Here is a 19,263-nt window from a genome sequence, read left to right as displayed (position 1 = left end):
GGCACTGGCAGGCCTGATGGTTATCAGTTGTTAACGAATGCGGAGTACCAAACATGCCAAAGATGAAGACCAAGAGTGGCGCTGCGAAGCGCTTCAAAGTGACTGCTGGTGGCATCAAGCACAAGCACGCTTTCAAGAGCCACATCCTGACCAAAATGACCACCAAGCGTAAGCGTCAGCTGCGCGGCTGCTCGCTGCTCGCCGCTTCCGACGTGCGTCGTGTAGAACGCTCCCTGCGTCTGCGTTGATTTCTGGTAGAGGATTTATAAATGGCTCGTGTTAAGCGTGGCGTCATTGCTCGTCGCCGTCACAAGAAAATTCTGAAGCTCGCCAAAGGTTACTACGGTGCACGTTCGCGCGTGTTCCGCGTTGCCAAGCAAGCGGTAATCAAGGCTGGCCAATATGCCTACCGTGACCGCCGTCAGCGCAAGCGCCAGTTCCGCGCCCTGTGGATCGCCCGTATCAACGCTGGTGCTCGTCAGAACGGTCTGTCCTACAGCCGTCTGATCGCCGGCCTGAAGAAGGCGGCCATCGAGATCGACCGTAAGGTACTGGCCGATCTGGCTGTGAACGAAAAAGCGGCGTTTACCGCGATTGTCGAAAAAGCTAAGGCAAGCCTGGCTTAAGCCCTAAGACAATCACCGAGTTTCGGCTCGGACGTAACGTCACCGATAGGGGAAGAGCCTAACCGCTCTTCCCCTATTTTGTATCTGGAGTTGGTACATGGAAAACCTGGACGCGCTGGTCTCCCAAGCCCTGGAGGCTGTGCGACACACCGAAGACGTCAACGCCCTGGAGCAGATCCGGGTTCATTATCTCGGCAAGAAAGGCGAGCTGACCCAGGTGATGAAGACCCTGGGCGACCTGCCGGCCGAGGAGCGCCCGAAAGTCGGCGCGCTGATCAACGTTGCCAAGGAAAAGGTTCAGGATGCCCTGAACGCGCGCAAGTCCGAACTGGAAAGCGCAGCCCTGGCGGCAAGGCTGGCAGCCGAGCGTATCGACGTGACCCTGCCCGGTCGCGGCCAGTCTTCCGGTGGCCTGCATCCGGTCACCCGTACCAAGGAACGCATCGAGCAGTGCTTCACCCGCATCGGCTATGAAGTGGCCGAGGGTCCGGAAGTCGAAGACGACTACCACAACTTCGAAGCGCTCAATATTCCGGGTCACCACCCGGCTCGTGCCATGCACGACACCTTCTATTTCAATGCGAACATGCTGCTGCGCACCCATACCTCGCCGGTACAGGTCCGCACCATGGAAAGCCAGAAGCCGCCGATTCGCATCGTCTGCCCGGGCCGCGTGTACCGCTGCGACTCCGACCTGACCCACTCGCCGATGTTCCACCAGGTGGAAGGCTTGCTGATCGACGAGGACGTCAGCTTCGCCGACCTCAAGGGCACCATCGAGGAATTCCTTCGCGCGTTCTTCGAGAAAGAGTTCGCAGTACGCTTCCGCCCGTCCTTCTTCCCTTTCACCGAGCCTTCGGCGGAAGTCGACATTCAGTGCGTGATCTGCAGTGGCAAGGGCTGCCGCGTATGCAAGCAGACCGGCTGGCTGGAAGTCATGGGCTGCGGCATGGTGCACCCGAACGTGCTGCGCATGTCCGGCATCGATCCGGAGAAGTATCAGGGCTTCGCCTTCGGTATGGGCGTCGAACGCCTGGCCATGCTGCGCTATGGCGTGAACGACTTGCGCCTGTTCTTCGACAACGATCTGCGGTTCCTCGGGCAATTCCGCTAGGCCGCACGAACGTCAACGAATTCTAGGAGAGCAGGATGAAATTCAGTGAACAGTGGCTGCGGAGCTGGGTAAATCCGCAGGTTTCCCGTGACGAGCTGGTGGCTCGTCTGTCCATGGCCGGCCTCGAGGTCGATGCCGTGATTCCGGCCGCGGGCGTATTCAGCGGCATCGTCGTGGGTGAAGTGCTTGCCACCGAGCAGCACCCCGATGCCGACAAGCTGCGTGTCTGCCAGGTCAGCAACGGCAGCGAAACCTTCCAGGTCGTGTGCGGCGCGCCCAACGTGCGCCCGGGCCTGAAGATTCCGTTTGCCATGATCGGTGCCGAACTGCCGGGCGACTTCAAGATCAAGAAGGCCAAGCTGCGCGGCGTCGAATCCAACGGCATGCTCTGCTCGGCGAAAGAGCTGGAGATCAGCGACGACAACTCCGGCTTGATGGAACTCGCTGCGGACGCTCCGGTGGGGCAGGACATTCGCACTTACCTGCAACTGGACGATGTCACCATCGAGCTCGGCCTGACGCCGAACCGTGGCGATTGCCTGTCGCTCAGCGGCCTGGCGCGCGAAGTCAGTGCGCTTTACGCCGCTCACGTCACTCCGCTGCAGATCGACAACGTAGCGCCGGCTCATGACGAAGTGCGTCCCGTCGAACTGCGGGCACCCAAGGCCTGTCCGCGCTATCTCGGTCGCGTGATTCGCAACGTCGACCTGAGTCGTCCGACCCCGCTGTGGATGGTCGAGCGCCTGCGTCGTTCGGATATCCGCAGCATCGATGCGGCTGTGGACATCACCAACTACGTGATGCTTGAACTGGGCCAGCCGATGCATGCCTTCGATCTGGACGAGATCAAGGGCGGCATCCGCGTGCGCATGGCGGAAGAGGGCGAGAAGCTCGTCCTGCTGGATGGTCAGGAGGTCACCCTGCGTGCCGACACCCTGGTGATCGCCGACCACGAGCGCCCGCTGGCGATAGCCGGCGTGATGGGTGGCGAGCACAGTGGCGTCAGCGCCAAGACCCGCGACCTGTTCCTGGAAAGTGCCTTCTTCGACACCATCGCGTTGGCTGGCAAGGCGCGCTCCTACGGCCTGCATACCGACTCTTCCCATCGCTTCGAGCGTGGCGTGGACTGGCAACTGGCTCGCCGTGCCATGGAGCGGGCGACTGCCCTGCTGCTGGAGATCGTCGGCGGCGAGGCCGGTCCGATTGTCGAGCAGGTTAGCGAAGCCGATCTGCCGGCGGCAAGCTCGGTGACGCTACGTGCCGAGCGCGTCAGGCAGATGCTCGGCATGGATATGGATGCAGCCGAAATCGAGCGCCTGCTGACTGCGCTGGAATTCGAGGTTCAGGCCGATGGAGAGGGGCGTTGGCAGGTAGGTGTACCGAGCCATCGCTTCGACGTGTCCCTGGAAGTCGACCTGATCGAGGAACTGGCCCGCCTGTACGGTTACAACCGTCTGCCGGTCCGTTATCCGCAGGCACGCCTGGCGCCGAACACCAAATCCGAGTCCCAGGCTGAATTGCCGGCACTACGCCGCCTGCTGGTCGCCCGTGGCTATCAGGAAGCGATCACCTACAGCTTCATCGATCCGAAGCTGTTCGAGCTGTTCCATCCTGGCGTCAAGCCGCTGACTCTGGCCAACCCGATCTCCGCGGATATGGCGGCGATGCGCGCCTCGCTGTGGCCGGGCCTGATCAAGTCGCTGCAGCACAACCTGAATCGCCAGCAGCCCCGTGTTCGCCTGTTCGAGAGCGGCCTGCGTTTCATCGGCCAACTCGAAGGCCTGAAGCAGGAAAACATGCTGGCTGGCGTCGTTTGCGGCAGCCGTCAGCCGGAAGGCTGGGCCAACGGTCGCGACAGCATCGACTTCTTCGACGTAAAGGCCGATGTGGAAGCGCTTCTTGGCAGCGCTGGCGCCCTGGAAGCGTTCACCTTCGTGCCCGGCGAGCATCCGGCACTGCATCCGGGACAGACCGCCCGGATCGAGCGCGATGGTGCGCTGGTCGGCTATCTCGGTGCGCTGCACCCCGAGCTGGCCAAGGTGCTGGGTCTGGATCACCCCGTCTATCTCTTCGAGCTGGTATTGGCCGAAGTGGCGCGCGGGCTCCTGCCGAAGTTCAGCGAACTGTCCCGATTCCCTGAAGTGCGCCGCGATCTCGCTCTGCTGGTGGACCGCGACACCCCGGCGGAATTCGTCCTCGCAGCGATCCGCGAGAGCGCAGGGGAGTGGCTCACCGACCTCAGGCTGTTTGATGTCTATCACGGAAAAGGCATTGATCCGCTTAGAAAAAGCTTGGCCGTCGGCTTGACCTGGCAGCATCCATCACGCACTCTTAACGATGACGAGGTGAATGCCACTACGCAAAATATCGTCGCCTCGCTGGAGCAAAGGTTCAACGCCACGTTAAGGAAGTAGCGTATGGGGGCTCTGACGAAAGCTGAAATTGCCGAACGTCTATACGAAGAGCTGGGCCTGAACAAGCGGGAAGCCAAGGAACTGGTGGAGCTCTTCTTCGAAGAGATCCGCCAGGCGCTGGAGCATAACGAGCAGGTGAAGTTGTCCGGTTTCGGCAATTTCGACCTGCGCGACAAGCGCCAGCGCCCCGGACGCAACCCAAAGACGGGAGAGGAAATCCCGATCACGGCCCGTCGCGTTGTCACCTTTCGTCCAGGGCAGAAACTGAAAGCCAGGGTTGAGGCCTATGCTGGAACCAAGTCATAACGACGAGCTTCCGCCAATTCCGGGCAAGCGCTACTTCACCATCGGCGAAGTCAGCGATCTCTGCGCGGTGAAGCCGCACGTGCTGCGGTACTGGGAACAGGAATTCCCACAGCTCAACCCGGTCAAGCGCCGCGGAAACCGCCGCTATTATCAGCGCCAGGACGTGCTGATGATCCGCCAGATCCGCGCGCTCCTCTACGACCAGGGCTTTACCATCGGCGGTGCCCGCCAGCGCCTCTCCAGCGACGACGCCCGCGAGGATGTCACGCAGTACAAGCAACTCATCCGGCAGATGATCACCGAGCTGGAAGATGTCCTGCAGGTGCTGCGCAAGTAGCTGAAAAAAATGAAAAAAGCGCTTTCCGGGCAGAAATGCTTGAGGTATAGTGCGATCCGCTTCCAAGGAGACTTGTAAGCATTGTCGGGGCGTAGCGCAGCCTGGTAGCGCACTTGCATGGGGTGCAAGGGGTCGAGTGTTCGAATCACTCCGTCCCGACCAACAAATCCCTACATTAGAGCCTGGTCAGTGATGATCAGGCTTTTTTGTGTCAGGGACTTTTGCGGGACTTTTTTCATCCTGCCATCCTCCTCAAAATTGTCAGGGCCGGCCCGCGCGAGTCGGTAGCCGAAATCCTGTTGGCTTCATCGATCAGTTTGCCCAGCTCGGCGGCTGAGTAGTGACTGGTGATGCTGCCGTTCTTGTGGCCCAGCAGAGCCTTCCTGTCTTCCTCCGTCACACCCGCTGCTCGCAGCCTTCGACCGAAGGTGTGCTTCAGATCGTGAACGCGGATCGAAGCAAACCCAGGTGGAGCAGGGCGCAGAAAGCGTTCCTGGAACTTCTTCGCGGCTCTAACCCGGGCTTTCTTCCATGCCGAGTCGTTCATCCGATGAACGGGAGTGGCCCTACCATGTCGATCGGGTTGTCCGTAAGGAAACACCCAGATCGGATCCAGCCCGCGCTGCCCCTCGATGACCGACTTGGCCACGTTGTTGAGCACCACGAGCCGCTCGTCGCCGTTCTTGACCCCGGAACTCTCATGTCGACCACCAAAATTCGCCGGTATGAGAAACACGCTGGTGTTGAGCTCTGGGATTGGTATCTCCCAATCCCAGCGAAGCTTCACGACCTCCTGCTCGCGTGAGCCGCTGTTGACCTTGTACAGGGCCATGCGGCGCAAATGATCGGGCAGTTCGGCGAAGAGAATGGACTGCTCTTCCCATGACATCGGGTAGGGCATGCGTCTGGTTTTCTTCTCTTCCAGCTTGGTGATCATTGGCACTACGTCGAGCCAGGGACGCTTCTGCTCATCACGCCATTTTCGGGCGCACAGGTTCAGAATGCGTATGACGCGCTCCAGGGCAATGTTCACCGTGCGGTGTGAAACTCCAGGCTTCAACTTGCCATCGCTGGTTCTGGTGCTCTTGAGTCGATCCCTGATGTAGGGAGCCAGGGTCTCGTCGTCGACATGAGTCAGAGGCTGGTCGCCAATATAAGGGTCCAACTGCTCCAGATAGATGGCTGTGAGGCCTATCGACGGCTGATCCTTGTACTCGACCAGGTAACGCGTAGCGGCTTCCCGCCAGGTTCTGATCGTGCGGACGCCGTAGATCTTCTGTTCCCGGAGCTTCTCCAGCTTGTGTATCAGGTACTGCTCTGCCTCCTTCCTATCGCTTGATCCAGTGCTTTCCTGAATTCGCTGACCTCTGAAGACCTTGTCGATGTGCCAGATCCCGTTCCTTTGGTAGAGGCCGCTAATGGTTTTTCGCGCCATGGTTTTTCTCCTTGGCGCTCGCTGCGGGAGTGATCATGTCCCTTGGCACCTTCCTTTTCAATGATGGCCCGGTCGATGTAGGCGTCTGCCCAGGCATCCAGTTCTTCGCGATCAAAGCCGATACCTTGCACTCCAATGCGGAATTCCCGCACGTAAGGCCGGACGGATTTGTTGAACTCCGTGCGGCACATGCCGAGGTAGGCGGGGGCCGCACTGGCTCGCAGGATTCGGGGTGGGCAGGTGATCAAGCGTGCGGCTATCTGTTCAGATGATGCGGGCATGAATGTCGCCTCCTTATCGGCCCTAATCCGTGCTGCAGATGCTGTTCGCTGCTCGCTGGGTGAACAACGTGGTGGAGGGGGCTGCGGAGGGTTTGGTACAACAACCGTTTTGGCTCGGTTTGACCTGATGGATCGTGACGTAGGGTCAGTCGTTGGCTGGTCCGGCGATCTCAGGCTTAAGGATTGAAGCGTGTCTTCCGAAGAGGTATCCCAGCAACCTGGTTCCAGCCCTGGTGGCCCGGTCAGTCGTGAGGAGATGTACGCAGAGGTGTGGCGGCGTCCCATGACCAAGATCGCGGATCACCACCATGTTTCTTCCAGCTTCTTGGCGCGCGTGTGTGCCCGCATGAATGTCCCGCGGCCGCCGCGTGGACACTGGGTAAAGCTGGAGAATGGAATGCCAAGTCCTCAGCCACCGCTGCCTGAGGCTGGGCCTGGTGATCTTCAGGTCTGGCGCAGGGGAGATGCTCTTGGTGCTGTTTCTCGACCGTTACCGAAGGCACCCGCACCGCGCAAAATAAAACCCGAACAGCTCCGCATATCACGATCAAGGCAGCATCCTGTTGTCGTGGGGGCGCATGAAATCTTTGAGCGGGGGCGCGTCATCGACCAGGGCTTCCTCAAGCCCGGGAAGCAGCGCCTGGTGGATGTTGTGGTGACCAAACCGCAACTGGAGCCTGCCCTCAAGCTGGCTAATCAGCTGTTTCTCAAGCTGGAGGCTGCTGGTCATCGCGTGATGTTTGCTCCGAGTGACCGCACCTATGCCCGTGCCTCGTTTGATGAGCATGAGCACCCACCCAAGAAACCAAAGCACCGGTATCCGGCGTTGTGGTCACCTTCCAAGCCCACAGTGGTTTTCGTCGGGACGGTTGCCATCGGGCTGACACTGTTTGAGATGACTGAGGAATTGGAGGCTCGGAATATCGATGGTGAGTACATCCCTACCTCTAAGATCTCGGCGCAGCAACTGCGCCGCTTGAGTTCAACCTGGAACTGGACGACCCGAATGGACTTCGCGACGGGCCGTCTATGCATAAGGGCTTTCTCTCCCTACCCAGGTGCGGATTGGTCTCAAAGTTGGAAGGAGGTCAAGCAAAGCCAGCTGCGTGGCCAGTTGGATGATATCGTTCAGCAGCTCACAGACGCCGCGCCTGTAATTGCTCGATTGGTAGAAGAGGCCGAGGAGCAGGCCAGGATTCGGCAGCAGGAGTGGAGGGAGCAGTTATGCCGGCTCGAGGAAAGAGAACGGATTCGACTGCAAAACGAGGCAAGGGAGCAGGCGAGGGCTGACTTGCTGTGTGCCATCAAGCAGTGGGATGACATAAAGCGGATCCAGGCCTTTTTCAGTGATGCGGAGAGCTCCGTATCGAATCTGCCCGAAACCGAGCGATGCATTGCGATGGACAAGCTCGCCCAAGCGCGTGAGCTTGTTGGCGAGCTGGATCCGCTACAGGCGTTGCTGGAATGGAAGGGGCCTAGGGAGCGCCTATAGCAATGTTCAAGAGTTCCTTGTGTGGTTTATAAAAACTAAATTTTGCTCACTATGAGTGTGCAAAAATCTGAAAAACTAAACTCCTTGCTTGCAGGGCTCGGCGACAGCGACCTGGTATCCAGTGGCTGGTTGAAGGCTCATGGCTACAGCAGCAACCTGGTAGCGCGATATATCGCGAGCGGCTGGCTGGAATCGCCTGCGCGTGGAATATATCAACGACGAGGCGGACGTCTCACCTGGGCTGCTGTAGTGCACGCGCTGCAGGAAGGAGAGCGATTGCCGCTGCATGTTGGCGGGCGTTTTGCCTTGGCTTGGCATGGGCACGAGCACTACCTGCGGTTGGGCGAGCGTGAGAGGGTCACTCTATATGGCCCTGGAAGCCTCCCTGGCTGGGTGGAAAAACTTCCCTTGAAGGCTGAGGTGGTGCTGTGCGGCAAAAGCCCATTCAATCTGTCGGCATTGTCATTCCAGGCCGACATGGATGACGAAGCCCTAAGGGGGCTTGGGCTCGAGTGGGTGGATGCTGATGGCGACCGCGGCCGCATCGTAGTCGCGACACCTGAGCGCGCAATCCTCGAGTTGTGTGATGGCGTGTCAGACGCGTCGCTCGTTTATGAAGTGGATGCGCTGATGCAGGGCGCGGACAACCTTCGTCCCCAAAGGGTAAGCATGCTGCTGCGACATTGCTCCAGCATAAAAGCCAAGCGCTTGTTCCTAGCCCTCGCAGAACGCCACCAGCACGCCTGGGTGGATCATCTCTCGTTGGACGGCGTCTATCTAGGGAAGGGAAAGCGTTGCCTGGTTCCCGGTGGTCGCTTGAACCCAACCTACCAAATAACCTTGCCGGCGGATCTTGATGAGCACCTTGGGTAAACGCTACAACGATCGCGTCCAGTTATTGGTGGTGGACATTCTGCCGACCTTGGCGAAGGAACCGCGATTTGCAGCGGCGATCAACTTGTTTGAGAGCTTAACGTTGGTTCGCTACATGGCCGGGCAGCGTCAATTCTTGGTCTTATCAGCCCATTCGCTTTGATTTCTCCGCTGGTTCGGTATACGTTACATATAACGTAAGTTGTCTCGTATACAGAACATGGACTATACCCTCATCACACAGCGACTTGGCGAGCAGCTGCGGCAGCGCCGCCTGAATCGAGGGCTGACGCAGGCCGCGCTCGCTTCCCTGGCGAGCATCACCCGGCAAAAGGTTATCGCCATCGAGAAGGGCGACCTCTCGGTGGGGATGATTGCCTATGCGAGAGTGCTGGCCGCCCTCGACTCTGAACTCAACGTGGTGCCGGCAGCCATGCCCACTCTGGACGAAATCAATGGAGTATTCGACTGATGACGGCCGTGCTGCAGGTTGTGACGCCTGAGGGTGACAGCGGGAAGATTCTTACCAGCGGCACAGACTATCTGTTCCGTTACCATGAGGACGCCAAGACGCAGGCAGCGATCAGCTTGCTAATGCCGGTGCGCCTGGACGAATATCGCCATCGGGAGCTGCACCCCATTTTCCAGATGAACCTGCCTGAAGGTTACGTCCTGGAGCAGCTGCGCAACCGTCTGGCCAAGGTGGCGAACGTTGACCCGATGTTGCTGTTGGCGCTGTCTGGCAGCAGTTCGCCTATCGGGCGGGTGGCGGTCAGTTCGCCTGAGGTCGATGCGCTGTTGCGCAGGCAGCAGTTTCCGGGAGAAAAACTGGAAGAGATCCTCGCCTGGGACGGTGCAGAAGATATTTTTGCCGGCCTGGTGGATCGCTACATCCTACGTGCTGGTATATCGGGCGTTCAGCCTAAGGTATTGGTGCCGGAGCATCAGGACTCAGCGCCACAACGCTTCACCTCGAAAACCTCTGACCTGATCATCAAGAGCGGTCGGGATGAGTTTCCGGGGCTGGCGATCAACGAGTTTCTTTGCATGTCCGTGGCAAAGGAGGTGGGCATTGCTGTGCCGGAATTCTACCTCTCCGATAACGCCAAGCTGTTCGTCATGCGCCGCTTCGACCGGGATAAGCAGCTCAATCCTATCGGCTTCGAAGACATGGCCGCATTAATGGGGCTGGCTGCGGAGCAAAAGTACAGCAAGAGCTATTCGGCCATCGCCAAAGCCATACGCCTGTTCTGCGGGCCTGAGCAGGTGCAAGAATCGCTGGCACAGCTTTTCGCCATCGTGACCTTGAGCTGCATCGTTGGTAACGGCGATGCTCATCTGAAAAACTTCGGACTGCTGTATTCCAATCCGACCCAGCGCGACGCGCGGCTCGCCCCAGCCTACGATATCGTCAACACCACTGCCTATATTCCTGGGGACGTATTAGCGCTGGATCTCGTGGGCAACAAATCGCTCTTTGCGTCGCGCCAAGGGCTACTGGACTTCGCCCAAGTCTGTGATGTAGTGCGGCCAGAGGAAGTAATCCGCGGGCAGTTGAGCGCGCTTGAGCGGGTACTGGCACGCTCAACCGAACTGGGCGAGCAAGCACCGCATGTGGTCGCGGCAATCAGACATTGTGCTGAGCCGTTTATGAAAACCTTTGGCTAGAATGGCAGTGCAGGCCTCGATATATGGCAGGCTTTCGCCAAAGGTTTTTAAGCGCAATATCGCATACCGCTCAAGGTCGGCCTCCAACCGGTCGTACTAGTAGAGTCAACTCTCTTATGCGTTTCGCTTCGTCGAGTACCTTGCGCTGACTTTCGATAGCACGCTCAGCTGCTGCGCCGTAAGCAGCGCGCTTGGCCGTATCAGAGCTGCTCCTGAAAAAGGTCGATAGCGGGCTTGAATTGGTTCCAAAAGCCTTTCCTCTCATCGAAGTCGCCTCCCTCGTTATCAGTCGTCACCTTCCATAAGGAACTAAGCAATCACAGCAAAGCGTTCGATGTGCGGCTGTTCGCGATGCCTGGCTTGCCACAGATCGTAGTCGGCTTGCACGCCTAGCCAGGTGCGCGCTTTACCGATGCCGGCCAATTCCAGCCGAACGGCCAAGTCTGGGCTGACCGGTGCATGGCCGTGCAAAACTCGAGACAGGGATTCCCGCGCAAAGCCAAGGCGGCGGGCAAGTTCGGCAATGCTGATGCCCAGTTCGGGAAGCACGTCCTCAAGCAGGGTTGCACCAGGATGCGGCGGGTTGAACATGGTCATGGATAACCCCCTCCCATTCAGGGGTAGTCAAGGTAGTCGACGAGTTCGATGTCGCTACCCACGAATCGAAAGATCACTCGCCAGTTTCCATTGACGGTGAGTGACCAGAACTCTTCCAGTTCCCCTTTGAGGGGATGTAGCCGCCAACCGGGGATGTCGAGGTCGGCGGGTTCATTGGCTCTATCCATAAAACTCAGCATTCGGCCCAGGCGCTTTGCGTGGTCGCCCCGGATGCCTTTGGTTGAGCCAGATTCAAAGAAAATGCGTAGACCTTTGTGCCGGAAGCTTACGATCATGGTAATGAGTGTGATGTATTAGGTCACGGTTTTCAATCGTGTGTGGATATTCTGCCGTCGCCATCACGGCTACTGCGGGGCGGATGTAGGCCCATCAGTTACCGGAGCCTTGTTTAGTATTCGTTCTCCTGAATACTCGATCCCTCGCCATAAACGCCTCCAGCATGTGCGGAATGAGCGTCAGGGCGTCGACCTCTTCACCGTAAGTCTGTGAGTGCAGCGCCGCGTAGCGCTCGAGGTCGGCCTTCAGGCTGGCCGGACAGGTGAAAGTCAGCTTCAGGTTCTCAGTTTTCGGCAGCGGGCCGAGACGCAGTTTGGTCGTGCTCATTCCGGGCTCCCTTGTTGAACTGTGACGGGTTGGTAGGGGCGCAGCACCAGATCTCGGTTGACGATCACGCGCAGGGGCAGGCCAGGGCGCTGGGTCAGCGTGGGCTGGATGTCGAGGTTGCGTCGGGTGATCTCCTGGCCGACCTGGTTCACCGTGTCCTGCAGGCTGTCGCGACCGGCGATGATGATACGATCGCCGTCGGTGCGACTCGTTGGTGCCGCTAGCTCGGCACCGATGCCCAGCAGGCTGGTCATGGCCGCGCCGGCGACGATCCGATCCCAATGCCAGTCGACGCCATCCTCGAGACCGGCATAGCCGGCGGCGTCCGTACCGACCAGGTTGTCGAGCTGGAAGGATGAGGTGTCCGGCAAGATCACCCGCTGCCACACCACCTGCACGCGGCTTTGCCCGTAGGTCACCTGGCTGTTGTAGCGGCCCAGCAGGCGCGCACCTTGGGGGATCAGCACGTGCTGGCCGGTGGCGCTGTCGTAGACTGGTTCGGTCACCGTGGCGATCACGTCGCCGGGTAGATCTGACTTGATGCCGGTGACCAGCGCTGCCGCGATGACGGTGCCGGCCATCACCTGGTAGGGCGACTCAGGCATCTGCAGCAATCCGGAATTACGGATTTGTGCGTTTACGGATTTACTGAGAAACGCCTCGTTTCGTTCCTGCTGGGTCGGCGTTCCTGCAGTTGGGGCTAACGTGCCTGACGAGGCCATACCCAGGGTCATGGGATCGGGTTGGGCACTCCCAGCGGATGCAGCGTTCGATTTCCTCGCGCTGCTGGTCTGGAAAAACACCGAGGACTGCGCGGCTTCCTCGGCTTCCTTGAGCCGGGCAAGGCGCTCGGTTTCAGCGGCATCCGGACCATGACCATAGCCCTGCGCCCACTGTTCGGCCTTGAGGATCGGGCCGCCCAGATCACCGGGCAGCGGCGGCCCCAGTTGCGGTACCTCGGGCTCAGGTGGAGGCGGCAACTGCGAGTAGTCTGCCGGCAACTGCTCCAGCCCCTCGGAGCGCGCCACACGGTCGACGTTGTACAGCTCGCTTTGCTCGGTGCCCTGGCGGCGCTGCTGAGGCTGCAGCGACCACAGCATGGCGCCGAGCACTGCGGCCGATAGGCCGCCGACCACTACGGCCAGCATGCGCGGATTGAGTCGGGTGACAGGGCGCGGCTTGGCGCGCAGCTCCAGCGATTCAGGTGCTTCCTTCGGCGGAAGCGAGTTAGTCGGGCTTTGGATGTCGTCCTTGGCCGCCATGCTCAGGGCCTCCGTGCCACGACATCGGTGCGCTCGATCCGCACCACGTCACCTTTGTCGGCGCCCAAACGCAACTCGGCTGCACCGAACAGACGGTCGACGATGTAGTAGGGCGAGCGGAAGCGGTAGTTGACCAACTGTCCGTCGCCTTCCGGGCCGATCACGAACAGCGGCGGCAGCTCGCCCTGGGCGATACCGGCGGGGAACTGGATATACACCTTGCGGCCGTCGTCGAAGGCGCGCAGCGGCTTCCAGGGTGGATTGCTGCCGCTGATCGCATAGCGAAAGCGCAGCTGCTCCAGCGCCAGGCCGACATCCACCGGTGCTGCGGCATGGGCGGCGCTGGCGCGGCGTTGCAGCGCGAGCATGCGGTCCTGGGGGTAGTCCCAGGACACCGACGCCATCCAGGCGTGTTCGGTGGAGGTCAGCTCAATAAGGTAGGTACGGCGCGTGGTGGTGATTACCAGGTTGGTCTTGAGGTCAACGCGCGTCGGCTTGATCAGCACGCTGGTGCGCAGCTCGTCACCGCTACCACTGGTGGTATCGCCGACGATCCAGCGCACGGTGTCGCCGGCGGCCACGGTGATCAGCTCCTCGCCGGGCTGCAGGTTGATCGTCGTCACCCTGCCCGGACTGGCATAGACTTGGAACAGCGCGCCATCAGAGTAGGGCCAGACCTGGATGGCGTTGATGTAGCCTTCCCGGCTCGGCGCGACTCGAGCCTCGCGATTGGCGCGCGAGACCCGCACGCGCTCATCGGCCGGTTCCTTGGCCGGCTTGCTGCGCTGTGTTCCCGGCAGCGGCTTCAGCTGCGCTGGCAGGGCCAGGGGCTTGGGGACTTCCACCACCTCGATGGGCTTGGGCGGCTCCGGCAGGCGCTGCGCTTCTACCGGTTCATCCAGCGCGATCACTGGCGGTTCCTGGCTGGCGCAGCCGGCCAGCATGCTCAGCAGCAGAGGGCAGATGCAGAGGTTCAAGGCGGTCTTCATGGGTTCTTGGCTCCTTCCGTAGTGTCCAGCTCACGGCTCCAGGACAGGCCGTTGACGTAGATGCCGAGCGGGTTGCGGCGCAGCTTTTCCTCGGTGCGTGGAGGCTGTAGCACCAGCGAGATCACCGCCGTCCAGCGCTCCAGCCCGTCCGCTGACCCATTCACGAAACGGCGTTCGATCCAGCGCACCTGGAACGAGCTGTCGCTGGCACGCACCACGCTGGTGACCTCAACCGATATCGACTCCTTGCCGACCCGGGTGAAGGGATCATTGGCGCGGGCATAGTCGTTGAGGGTGGCCGCGCCTCGGTCGGTGGTGGAGTGATAGGCCTCCAGCCAGTTTTGCCGCACCACCACTGGATCAATCGACAGCGAGCGCACCTGCTCGATAAAGCGCGCCAGGTGGTGCGCGATCTGCGCATCCTGGGGCTGGTAGGGGCTGGCGGCTTCGCCGACGGCGCGTACCTGGCCGAGGTTGTCGACCTCCACCACATAGGGCGTCACCGTCGACTGCGCCGAACGCCAGACCAGCCCGCCGGCCATCAGCAGCGCCAGGCCCAGACAACCAAAAGCCATCAGCCGCCAGTTGCGCGCCTGTGCCAGGCTGCTGCCCATACGCCTATCCCAGGCCTGTGCCGCCGCCTGGTAGGGCGTGCTCGGTTGCGGGCTGTCGCTGTAGCACGCCCGCGGACGTCTGAATCGCATCCTCGTTCTCCTTCACGAATTCGACGGGTCGCGGATCTGCGGCCCAGGTGATGAACCACCGCCATCGCCACCGCGCAGGCTGTGGGCGACCGTGCTGGTGGCCTGTGAGAGTTGTTGTCTGCGCTGCAGGCGTCTGGCCCAGTCGGGCTGTTTGGCTGGGGCGGTTGCAGGATCGGAAGCGGCGGGCGCGCCACTTGTTGCAGCGCCGGAAGGGGCTCCTGCCAGAGAGCGAGCGCCACCCATTGCCAAGCGCGCCGCACCGGGCGCCATGCGGGCACCGGCCACTACCGCGCCACCGACACCTGTGGCTACTGCAGCGGTCCCCGCCGCCATGCCCGCTGCACCCAGCGCAGTACCGGCCGCGGCACCAGCACCAAGTTGCGGTGCGCCGGAGACCAACCCGGTGGCAATGCCCGGCCCGAAGATGCCCAGGCCGAGCAAGGCCAGCGAGGCGAGCATGACCACCAGCGCATGGTCGATGGAGGGCTCGTCCGGCACGGCCTGGAATTCGGCGAACAGCCCGCTGCCAATGCCGACGATCACCGCCAGAACCAGCACCTTGATGCCGGACGCGACCACATTGCCCAGTACCTTCTCGGCGAGAAAGGCGGTCTTGTTCCAAAGCGCAAAGGGCACCAGCACAAAGCCTGCGAGGGTGGTCAGCTTGAACTCGATTAAGGTGACGAACAGCTGGATGGCCAGGAAGAAGAAGCTGACGATCACCACCAGCCAAGCCAGGAACAGCACCAGGATGCTGTGAAGGTTCTCGAAGACTTCCGGAAATCCGCTGAGCATGCTGATCTGCTCGAGCAGAGGGCCTCCAGCGTCGATACCAATAGCAGCCAGCCGGCCCGGCTTCAGGAACTCCGCAGGGCTTAGCGCGGATCCCGCCGCCAGTAGCCCTAGCCCAGCGAAGGAGTTGAAGATGATCTTCGCCAGTGCGTTGAAGTTGCCGATGATGAACGCGAAGGCACCGACATAGAGGATCTTGCGGATCAGCTTGGCGCTGACGTCCTCACCGCCCATGGCCCAGAACAGCCCGGCCAGGGTCATGTCGATCACCACCAGGGTCATGGTGAGAAAGGCCACCTCACCGCCGAGCAGGCCGAAGCCGGTGTCGATATATAGCCCGAACACCTCGAGGAAGCGGTCGATAACGCTGACGTCGTTCATTGCACGTCCTCGTCGAAGCTTGGCGGGATCGCGGGCAAGTCGGTAAGCCGGAGAAACTCGCCGTGCCGGGCACAGCCGGAGTAGAAGCGCTCAGTCGCATCGTCTTGCTTAGCCATGACGCCGTTGTCAGCCTGTCCGCAGGCGGCTAGCACCAGCAGCGGCAGCAGTGTCAGCAGTGTCAGGAATCTCATGAAGCCGCCTCCCTAGCGATAGAACTGCACGGGGTAGGGGGTGTAGGGCGTGCCGTTGCCCATAAATCGGCGTCGCCGTTCGCGTGCTTCCTCGGCCGCAGCAGACTGGCGGGCAAGCTCCAGGGCGACGGCGCGGTTCTGGGTGATCTGCAGTTGCTGAGCCTGGATCGACTGCTTGGCCTGCAGGGCCAGCAACTGGTTGGTGGCCTGAGCAGCCTGCAAGGCACCCCCCGCGGATTGGCTCTGCTGCACCAGCGCCGCCAAGGCGCTTTCATCCTCGGCTAGGTTCTGCGTCACCTGAGCCTGCACGCGCAGCGCCGTATGCAGCCCGTCGAGGCCCTGCTGCCAGCGCTCCCGCGCCTCTTCTGCCAGGCGCTGGCTGCTGACGTCGCCGGTGTACTCGCTCGGGTAGAGTCGGCTGAACTCCTGATCCAGGCGCTGCACTTCGTAGGCCAGCCCTTGCGCCTTGGCGAGCAGCCGCTCGGTATTGGCCAGGCTCGCGCGCAACTGGCTGACCACGTTGTAGTCCAGCCGCTGCAGATGACGGGCCTGGTTCAGCAGCATCTGGGTCTCGTTCTGCAACTGGCGAACCTGGTTGTTCGCCATCTCCAGGGTGCGTACTGCAGTCAGGGTGTTCTGCACCAAGTTGGTCGGATCGATTACGGTGAAAGCGTTGGCCGGCTTCACGGCTAGCAGACCCAGTACCAGCAGCGTTGCGCAGGGGAAATTGTGGACAGGGGATCTCATGGCAGGCACTCCTTGCGTGACGAGGGATAAGCGGTGAGCAGGTCTGCGGCCCAGTTCAGGCTGCGGTGTCGCAGCCAGGCAGGGGCAAAATCGGCGGCACCGGACGTGTGCAAAATGCGGTCGATCTCGCGCTGCTCGGCCGGGCTGGCCGAGGCGGCGAAGGCCAGCGCTACCTGCCCCAGGTCGAGGTCGAACAGGCGGTTGCCCAGGCGCGACTGGTAGTAGTAATCACGCTTGGGCGTGGCCTGGGCGACGATCTCGATCTGTCGGTCGTTGAGGCCGAAGCCTTGGTAGATGCCTCGGATCTGTGGCTCGCCCGCCTGCGGGTTGGGCAGGAAGATGCGGCTGGCGCAGCTCTCGATAATCGCCGCAGCGATGCTGGAGTCCTTGATGTCGGCCAGCGACTGGGTGGCGAAGATGACGCTGACGTTCTTCTTGCGCAGGGTCTTGAGCCACTGGCGGATGCGCGCGGCGAACAGCGGATCATCGAGAAACAGCCAGGCCTCGTCGAGGATCAGCAGGCTCGGCGCGCCATCGAAGCGCTCCTCGAAGCGGGCGAACAGATAACTCAGCACGGCGGCCACCGCCGCCTTGCTGTGCATCAACTCCTCCATCTCGAAGCACTGCACGTCGGCGCTGCCCAGCCGATCCTGATCGGCATCCAGCAACGCTCCATGCGCGCCGCCCAGTACGTAGGGCTGTAGTGCCTGGCGCAGGACGTTGTCCTGCAGCAGCACCGACAAACCGGTTAGTGTGCGCTGCGCCTCGGGCGCGCCGGACAGGCTGTCGAGTGCCGTCCACAGTGCGGCCTTCTGCTCGGAGCCGACGGCAACGCCTTCGTGCAGCAGGCGAGCCTCCAGCCATTCTGCAGCCCAGGCGCGATAGCCCGGCTGATCGATGCGCGCGAGGGGCTGGAAGGCCAGGTCGCCATCGCCTCCGAGGTCGTAGTGCTCGCCACCCAGGCCCAGCACAGTCGCGCGCAACGAACGCCCCATATCGAACAGAAACAGTCGCGAGCCCGGGTACCGCCGAAACTGCAGGGCCAGCGTCGCCAGCAACACCGATTTGCCCATGCCCGTTGGGCCAGCCACCAGCGTGTGTCCGACATCGCCAACGTGGGTAACCAGGCGAAAGGGTGTGGCGCCATCGGTGCGGGTGATCACCAATGGTGGGCCATCCAGATGTTCGTTGCGTGCCGGGCCAGCCCAGACTGCCGAGACCGGCATCAGGTGCGCCAGGTTGAGCGTGGAGATCAGCGGCTGGCGGACATTGGCGTAGGCGTTGCCGGGGATCGACGATAGCCAGGCCTCCACCGCGTTGAGACTCTCGGCGATGGTGACGAAGCCGCGGCTCTGGATCACCCGCTCGACCCGGCGCAGCTTCTCGTCGGCGACCTGGGCATCGGCATCGCTCAGTGTCACGGTGGCTGTCACATAGCCGAAGGCGACCTGGTCGGCACCGAGCTCCTGCAGCGCCGCGTCGGCATCGCTGGCCTTGTTCGCAGCGTCGCTGTCGAGCAGTGGGCTCTCCTGCTGGAAGATCGCTTCGCGCAGCAGCGCTAGGACGCCCTTGCGCTTGGCGAACCACTGTCGGCGCAGGCGTACCAGTTCCTTATCGGCCTCGTCCTTGTCCAGGCAGATGAAACGGGTCGACCAGCGATAGGCAAAGCCCAGGCGATTGAGGTCGTCCAGCATGCCCGGCCAGGTCGAGGTGGGAAAGCCGCGTACCGACAGCGCGCGCAGATGCATCTCACCGAGACGCGGCGCTAAGCCAGTCGTTAGAGCACTGTCGGCCAGCAGGGCATCGAGGTGGAAGGGCACCTCGGGTACAGCCACCCGCTGGCGTTGGGTCGAAATCGTGGCATGCAGGTAAGTCAGCGTCTGGCTGTCATCGAGCCAGGCGAGCTCAGGCATCACTCCGTCCAGCAGGTCGAAGAAACGATCCGTCTCGGCGACGAAGGCAGCCAGTCGTTCGCGCCAGTCGACACCACGCTGCGCCCGATGCTCGTAGAGCAGGCCGGCGGCGCGCGAGCGCGACTCCTCCGGTGGCAGGTAGAGCAGTGTCAGGTGATAGACGCTCTCGAAGTGGCTGCCCTGCGCCTCGAAGGTAGCACGGCGCTCCTCGTCCACCAGCCATGACAATGGCTCGGGAAAATCGCTGTCAGGGTAGTCGGCTGCCGCCAGGCGCTCGGCCTCGATAAACAGCGCCCAGCCCGAGCCAAGGCGACGCAGGGCATTGTTCAGGCGCGCCGAGGTGGCCACCAGCTCGCCCTGGGTGGCGCTGTCCAGGTCCGGCCCGCGAAAGCGCAGGCTGCGCTGGAACGAACCGTCCTTGTTCAACGCCACGCCGGGTGCGACCAGGCCGGCCCATGGCAGCCAGTCGGCGAGTTGGGTGGGGCGGCGCTGGTATTCGGTGAGATTCAGCATGGCG

Annotated in this window: 23 protein-coding genes and 1 tRNA gene; 13 read left to right on the top strand and 11 right to left on the bottom strand. The window is 61.5% G+C overall.

The window, feature by feature from the left end:
* Positions 1-53: 53 nt before the first annotated feature.
* The 7 genes from rpmI to BLR75_RS10010 all read left to right on the top strand — a co-directional run bounded on the left by rpmI (position 54) and on the right by BLR75_RS10010 (position 4,959).
* Complete coding sequence (gene rpmI, locus BLR75_RS10040) at positions 54-248, top strand: 50S ribosomal protein L35 (protein ID WP_084310747.1); 195 nt, start codon at positions 54-56, stop codon at positions 246-248.
* A gap of 21 nt (positions 249-269) precedes the next feature.
* On the top strand, positions 270-626 hold the full coding sequence (gene rplT, locus BLR75_RS10035) for a 50S ribosomal protein L20 (protein WP_003099086.1): 357 nt from the start codon (positions 270-272) through the stop codon (positions 624-626).
* A gap of 97 nt (positions 627-723) precedes the next feature.
* Complete coding sequence (gene pheS / locus BLR75_RS10030; RefSeq protein ID WP_084310746.1) at positions 724-1,740, top strand: phenylalanine--tRNA ligase subunit alpha; 1,017 nt, start codon at positions 724-726, stop codon at positions 1,738-1,740.
* A 35-nt stretch (positions 1,741-1,775) separates the two neighbouring features.
* On the top strand, positions 1,776-4,154 hold the full coding sequence (pheT, locus tag BLR75_RS10025) for a phenylalanine--tRNA ligase subunit beta (protein ID WP_084310745.1): 2,379 nt from the start codon (positions 1,776-1,778) through the stop codon (positions 4,152-4,154).
* Positions 4,155-4,157: 3 nt separating this feature from the next.
* On the top strand, positions 4,158-4,460 hold the full coding sequence (gene ihfA / locus BLR75_RS10020) for an integration host factor subunit alpha (RefSeq protein WP_003090661.1): 303 nt from the start codon (positions 4,158-4,160) through the stop codon (positions 4,458-4,460).
* On the top strand, positions 4,441-4,797 hold the full coding sequence (locus tag BLR75_RS10015; protein ID WP_084310744.1) for a MerR family transcriptional regulator: 357 nt from the start codon (positions 4,441-4,443) through the stop codon (positions 4,795-4,797). Before ihfA ends, BLR75_RS10015 begins: the two co-directional genes overlap by 20 nt.
* Before the next feature lie 85 nt (positions 4,798-4,882).
* Positions 4,883-4,959 (top strand) — tRNA-Pro (locus BLR75_RS10010).
* A gap of 73 nt (positions 4,960-5,032) precedes the next feature.
* On the opposite strand, the gene BLR75_RS10005 is transcribed toward BLR75_RS10010, so the two are convergent.
* Positions 5,033-6,232: a tyrosine-type recombinase/integrase gene (locus BLR75_RS10005; protein ID WP_084310743.1), complete on the bottom strand. Its 1,200-nt coding sequence runs from the start codon at positions 6,230-6,232 to the stop codon at positions 5,033-5,035.
* Positions 6,233-6,267: 35 nt separating this feature from the next.
* Between BLR75_RS10005 and BLR75_RS26720 the strand changes: the two genes are divergently transcribed.
* From BLR75_RS26720 to BLR75_RS09975, 6 genes are all read left to right on the top strand, one after another.
* A complete protein-coding gene (locus tag BLR75_RS26720; RefSeq protein ID WP_169720227.1) occupies positions 6,268-6,504 on the top strand; it encodes a hypothetical protein in 237 nt (78 codons plus the stop codon).
* A 292-nt stretch (positions 6,505-6,796) separates the two neighbouring features.
* Positions 6,797-8,005, top strand: a complete 1,209-nt coding sequence (locus BLR75_RS27020; RefSeq protein ID WP_245726128.1) for a hypothetical protein — start codon at positions 6,797-6,799, stop codon at positions 8,003-8,005.
* A gap of 51 nt (positions 8,006-8,056) precedes the next feature.
* Positions 8,057-8,878 (top strand): type IV toxin-antitoxin system AbiEi family antitoxin domain-containing protein, encoded by an 822-nt coding sequence (locus tag BLR75_RS09985; RefSeq protein ID WP_084310943.1) that lies wholly within the window; start codon positions 8,057-8,059, stop codon positions 8,876-8,878.
* Entirely contained in the window at positions 8,862-9,041 is a 180-nt protein-coding gene (locus BLR75_RS27015; protein ID WP_245726127.1) for a hypothetical protein, read from the top strand. The genes BLR75_RS09985 and BLR75_RS27015 overlap by 17 nt, the downstream gene beginning before the upstream one ends.
* Positions 9,042-9,098: 57 nt before the next feature.
* Positions 9,099-9,350, top strand: a complete 252-nt coding sequence (locus tag BLR75_RS09980; protein WP_084310740.1) for a helix-turn-helix transcriptional regulator — start codon at positions 9,099-9,101, stop codon at positions 9,348-9,350.
* A complete protein-coding gene (locus tag BLR75_RS09975; RefSeq protein ID WP_084310739.1) occupies positions 9,350-10,546 on the top strand; it encodes a type II toxin-antitoxin system HipA family toxin in 1,197 nt (398 codons plus the stop codon). The genes BLR75_RS09980 and BLR75_RS09975 overlap by 1 nt, the downstream gene beginning before the upstream one ends.
* Positions 10,547-10,855: 309 nt before the next feature.
* Here the strand turns inward: BLR75_RS09975 and BLR75_RS09970 are convergent, their stop codons facing one another.
* The 10 genes from BLR75_RS09970 to trbE form a co-directional block, all read right to left on the bottom strand.
* Positions 10,856-11,143, bottom strand: a complete 288-nt coding sequence (locus BLR75_RS09970) for a HigA family addiction module antitoxin (RefSeq protein ID WP_084310738.1) — start codon at positions 11,141-11,143, stop codon at positions 10,856-10,858.
* Between the two features lie 17 nt (positions 11,144-11,160).
* A complete protein-coding gene (locus tag BLR75_RS09965) occupies positions 11,161-11,439 on the bottom strand; it encodes a type II toxin-antitoxin system RelE/ParE family toxin (RefSeq protein WP_084310737.1) in 279 nt (92 codons plus the stop codon).
* 94 nt (positions 11,440-11,533) lie between these two features.
* Positions 11,534-11,767: a DUF2274 domain-containing protein gene (locus BLR75_RS09960; RefSeq protein WP_084310736.1), complete on the bottom strand. Its 234-nt coding sequence runs from the start codon at positions 11,765-11,767 to the stop codon at positions 11,534-11,536.
* The gene (locus tag BLR75_RS09955; RefSeq protein WP_084310735.1) at positions 11,764-13,029 is read right to left on the bottom strand and encodes a TraB/TrbI/VirB10 family type IV secretion system protein; all 1,266 of its coding nucleotides are present in this window, start codon (positions 13,027-13,029) and stop codon (positions 11,764-11,766) included. The genes BLR75_RS09960 and BLR75_RS09955 overlap by 4 nt, the downstream gene beginning before the upstream one ends.
* A 2-nt stretch (positions 13,030-13,031) precedes the next feature.
* Positions 13,032-14,018: a P-type conjugative transfer protein TrbG gene (trbG, locus tag BLR75_RS09950; RefSeq protein WP_084310734.1), complete on the bottom strand. Its 987-nt coding sequence runs from the start codon at positions 14,016-14,018 to the stop codon at positions 13,032-13,034.
* Positions 14,015-14,722 carry a conjugal transfer protein TrbF gene (gene trbF / locus BLR75_RS09945; protein ID WP_084310733.1) on the bottom strand — a complete coding sequence of 236 codons (708 nt, stop codon included), beginning with the start codon at positions 14,720-14,722 and terminating at the stop codon, positions 14,015-14,017. Before trbF ends, trbG begins: the two co-directional genes overlap by 4 nt.
* A 12-nt stretch (positions 14,723-14,734) precedes the next feature.
* Positions 14,735-15,895 carry a P-type conjugative transfer protein TrbL gene (gene trbL, locus BLR75_RS09940; protein ID WP_084310732.1) on the bottom strand — a complete coding sequence of 387 codons (1,161 nt, stop codon included), beginning with the start codon at positions 15,893-15,895 and terminating at the stop codon, positions 14,735-14,737.
* On the bottom strand, positions 15,892-16,077 hold the full coding sequence (locus BLR75_RS09935; RefSeq protein ID WP_371858114.1) for a hypothetical protein: 186 nt from the start codon (positions 16,075-16,077) through the stop codon (positions 15,892-15,894). The genes trbL and BLR75_RS09935 overlap by 4 nt, the downstream gene beginning before the upstream one ends.
* Positions 16,078-16,098: 21 nt before the next feature.
* Positions 16,099-16,833: a P-type conjugative transfer protein TrbJ gene (gene trbJ, locus BLR75_RS09930; RefSeq protein WP_084310730.1), complete on the bottom strand. Its 735-nt coding sequence runs from the start codon at positions 16,831-16,833 to the stop codon at positions 16,099-16,101.
* Positions 16,830-19,259: a conjugal transfer protein TrbE gene (gene trbE / locus BLR75_RS09925; protein WP_084310729.1), complete on the bottom strand. Its 2,430-nt coding sequence runs from the start codon at positions 19,257-19,259 to the stop codon at positions 16,830-16,832. The genes trbJ and trbE overlap by 4 nt, the downstream gene beginning before the upstream one ends.
* Positions 19,260-19,263: the final 4 nt, after the last annotated feature.

The organism is Pseudomonas jinjuensis (assembly GCF_900103845.1).
GTDB classification, from domain to species: Bacteria; Pseudomonadota; Gammaproteobacteria; order Pseudomonadales; family Pseudomonadaceae; genus Pseudomonas; species Pseudomonas jinjuensis.
Note: the sequence above shows the minus strand (reverse complement) of the source record. Positions and strands in the feature narration are given on the sequence as shown.

Coding starts and splice junctions, on each gene's coding strand:
- BLR75_RS09955 (WP_084310735.1), bottom strand. CDS start 13,029: ATGGCGGCCAAGGACGACATCCAAAGCCCGACTAACTCGCTTCCGCCG.
- trbL (WP_084310732.1), bottom strand. CDS start 15,895: ATGAACGACGTCAGCGTTATCGACCGCTTCCTCGAGGTGTTCGGGCTA.
- BLR75_RS27015 (WP_245726127.1), top strand. CDS start 8,862: ATGAGCACCTTGGGTAAACGCTACAACGATCGCGTCCAGTTATTGGTG.
- BLR75_RS10015 (WP_084310744.1), top strand. CDS start 4,441: ATGCTGGAACCAAGTCATAACGACGAGCTTCCGCCAATTCCGGGCAAG.
- BLR75_RS09965 (WP_084310737.1), bottom strand. CDS start 11,439: ATGATCGTAAGCTTCCGGCACAAAGGTCTACGCATTTTCTTTGAATCT.
- ihfA (WP_003090661.1), top strand. CDS start 4,158: ATGGGGGCTCTGACGAAAGCTGAAATTGCCGAACGTCTATACGAAGAG.
- BLR75_RS09975 (WP_084310739.1), top strand. CDS start 9,350: ATGACGGCCGTGCTGCAGGTTGTGACGCCTGAGGGTGACAGCGGGAAG.
- BLR75_RS27020 (WP_245726128.1), top strand. CDS start 6,797: ATGACCAAGATCGCGGATCACCACCATGTTTCTTCCAGCTTCTTGGCG.
- pheT (WP_084310745.1), top strand. CDS start 1,776: ATGAAATTCAGTGAACAGTGGCTGCGGAGCTGGGTAAATCCGCAGGTT.
- trbE (WP_084310729.1), bottom strand. CDS start 19,259: ATGCTGAATCTCACCGAATACCAGCGCCGCCCCACCCAACTCGCCGAC.
- trbF (WP_084310733.1), bottom strand. CDS start 14,722: ATGCGATTCAGACGTCCGCGGGCGTGCTACAGCGACAGCCCGCAACCG.
- rplT (WP_003099086.1), top strand. CDS start 270: ATGGCTCGTGTTAAGCGTGGCGTCATTGCTCGTCGCCGTCACAAGAAA.
- BLR75_RS09980 (WP_084310740.1), top strand. CDS start 9,099: ATGGACTATACCCTCATCACACAGCGACTTGGCGAGCAGCTGCGGCAG.
- BLR75_RS10005 (WP_084310743.1), bottom strand. CDS start 6,232: ATGGCGCGAAAAACCATTAGCGGCCTCTACCAAAGGAACGGGATCTGG.
- BLR75_RS09985 (WP_084310943.1), top strand. CDS start 8,057: ATGAGTGTGCAAAAATCTGAAAAACTAAACTCCTTGCTTGCAGGGCTC.
- trbJ (WP_084310730.1), bottom strand. CDS start 16,833: ATGAGATCCCCTGTCCACAATTTCCCCTGCGCAACGCTGCTGGTACTG.
- BLR75_RS26720 (WP_169720227.1), top strand. CDS start 6,268: ATGTCCCTTGGCACCTTCCTTTTCAATGATGGCCCGGTCGATGTAGGC.
- rpmI (WP_084310747.1), top strand. CDS start 54: ATGCCAAAGATGAAGACCAAGAGTGGCGCTGCGAAGCGCTTCAAAGTG.
- trbG (WP_084310734.1), bottom strand. CDS start 14,018: ATGAAGACCGCCTTGAACCTCTGCATCTGCCCTCTGCTGCTGAGCATG.
- BLR75_RS09970 (WP_084310738.1), bottom strand. CDS start 11,143: ATGACCATGTTCAACCCGCCGCATCCTGGTGCAACCCTGCTTGAGGAC.
- pheS (WP_084310746.1), top strand. CDS start 724: ATGGAAAACCTGGACGCGCTGGTCTCCCAAGCCCTGGAGGCTGTGCGA.
- BLR75_RS09960 (WP_084310736.1), bottom strand. CDS start 11,767: ATGAGCACGACCAAACTGCGTCTCGGCCCGCTGCCGAAAACTGAGAAC.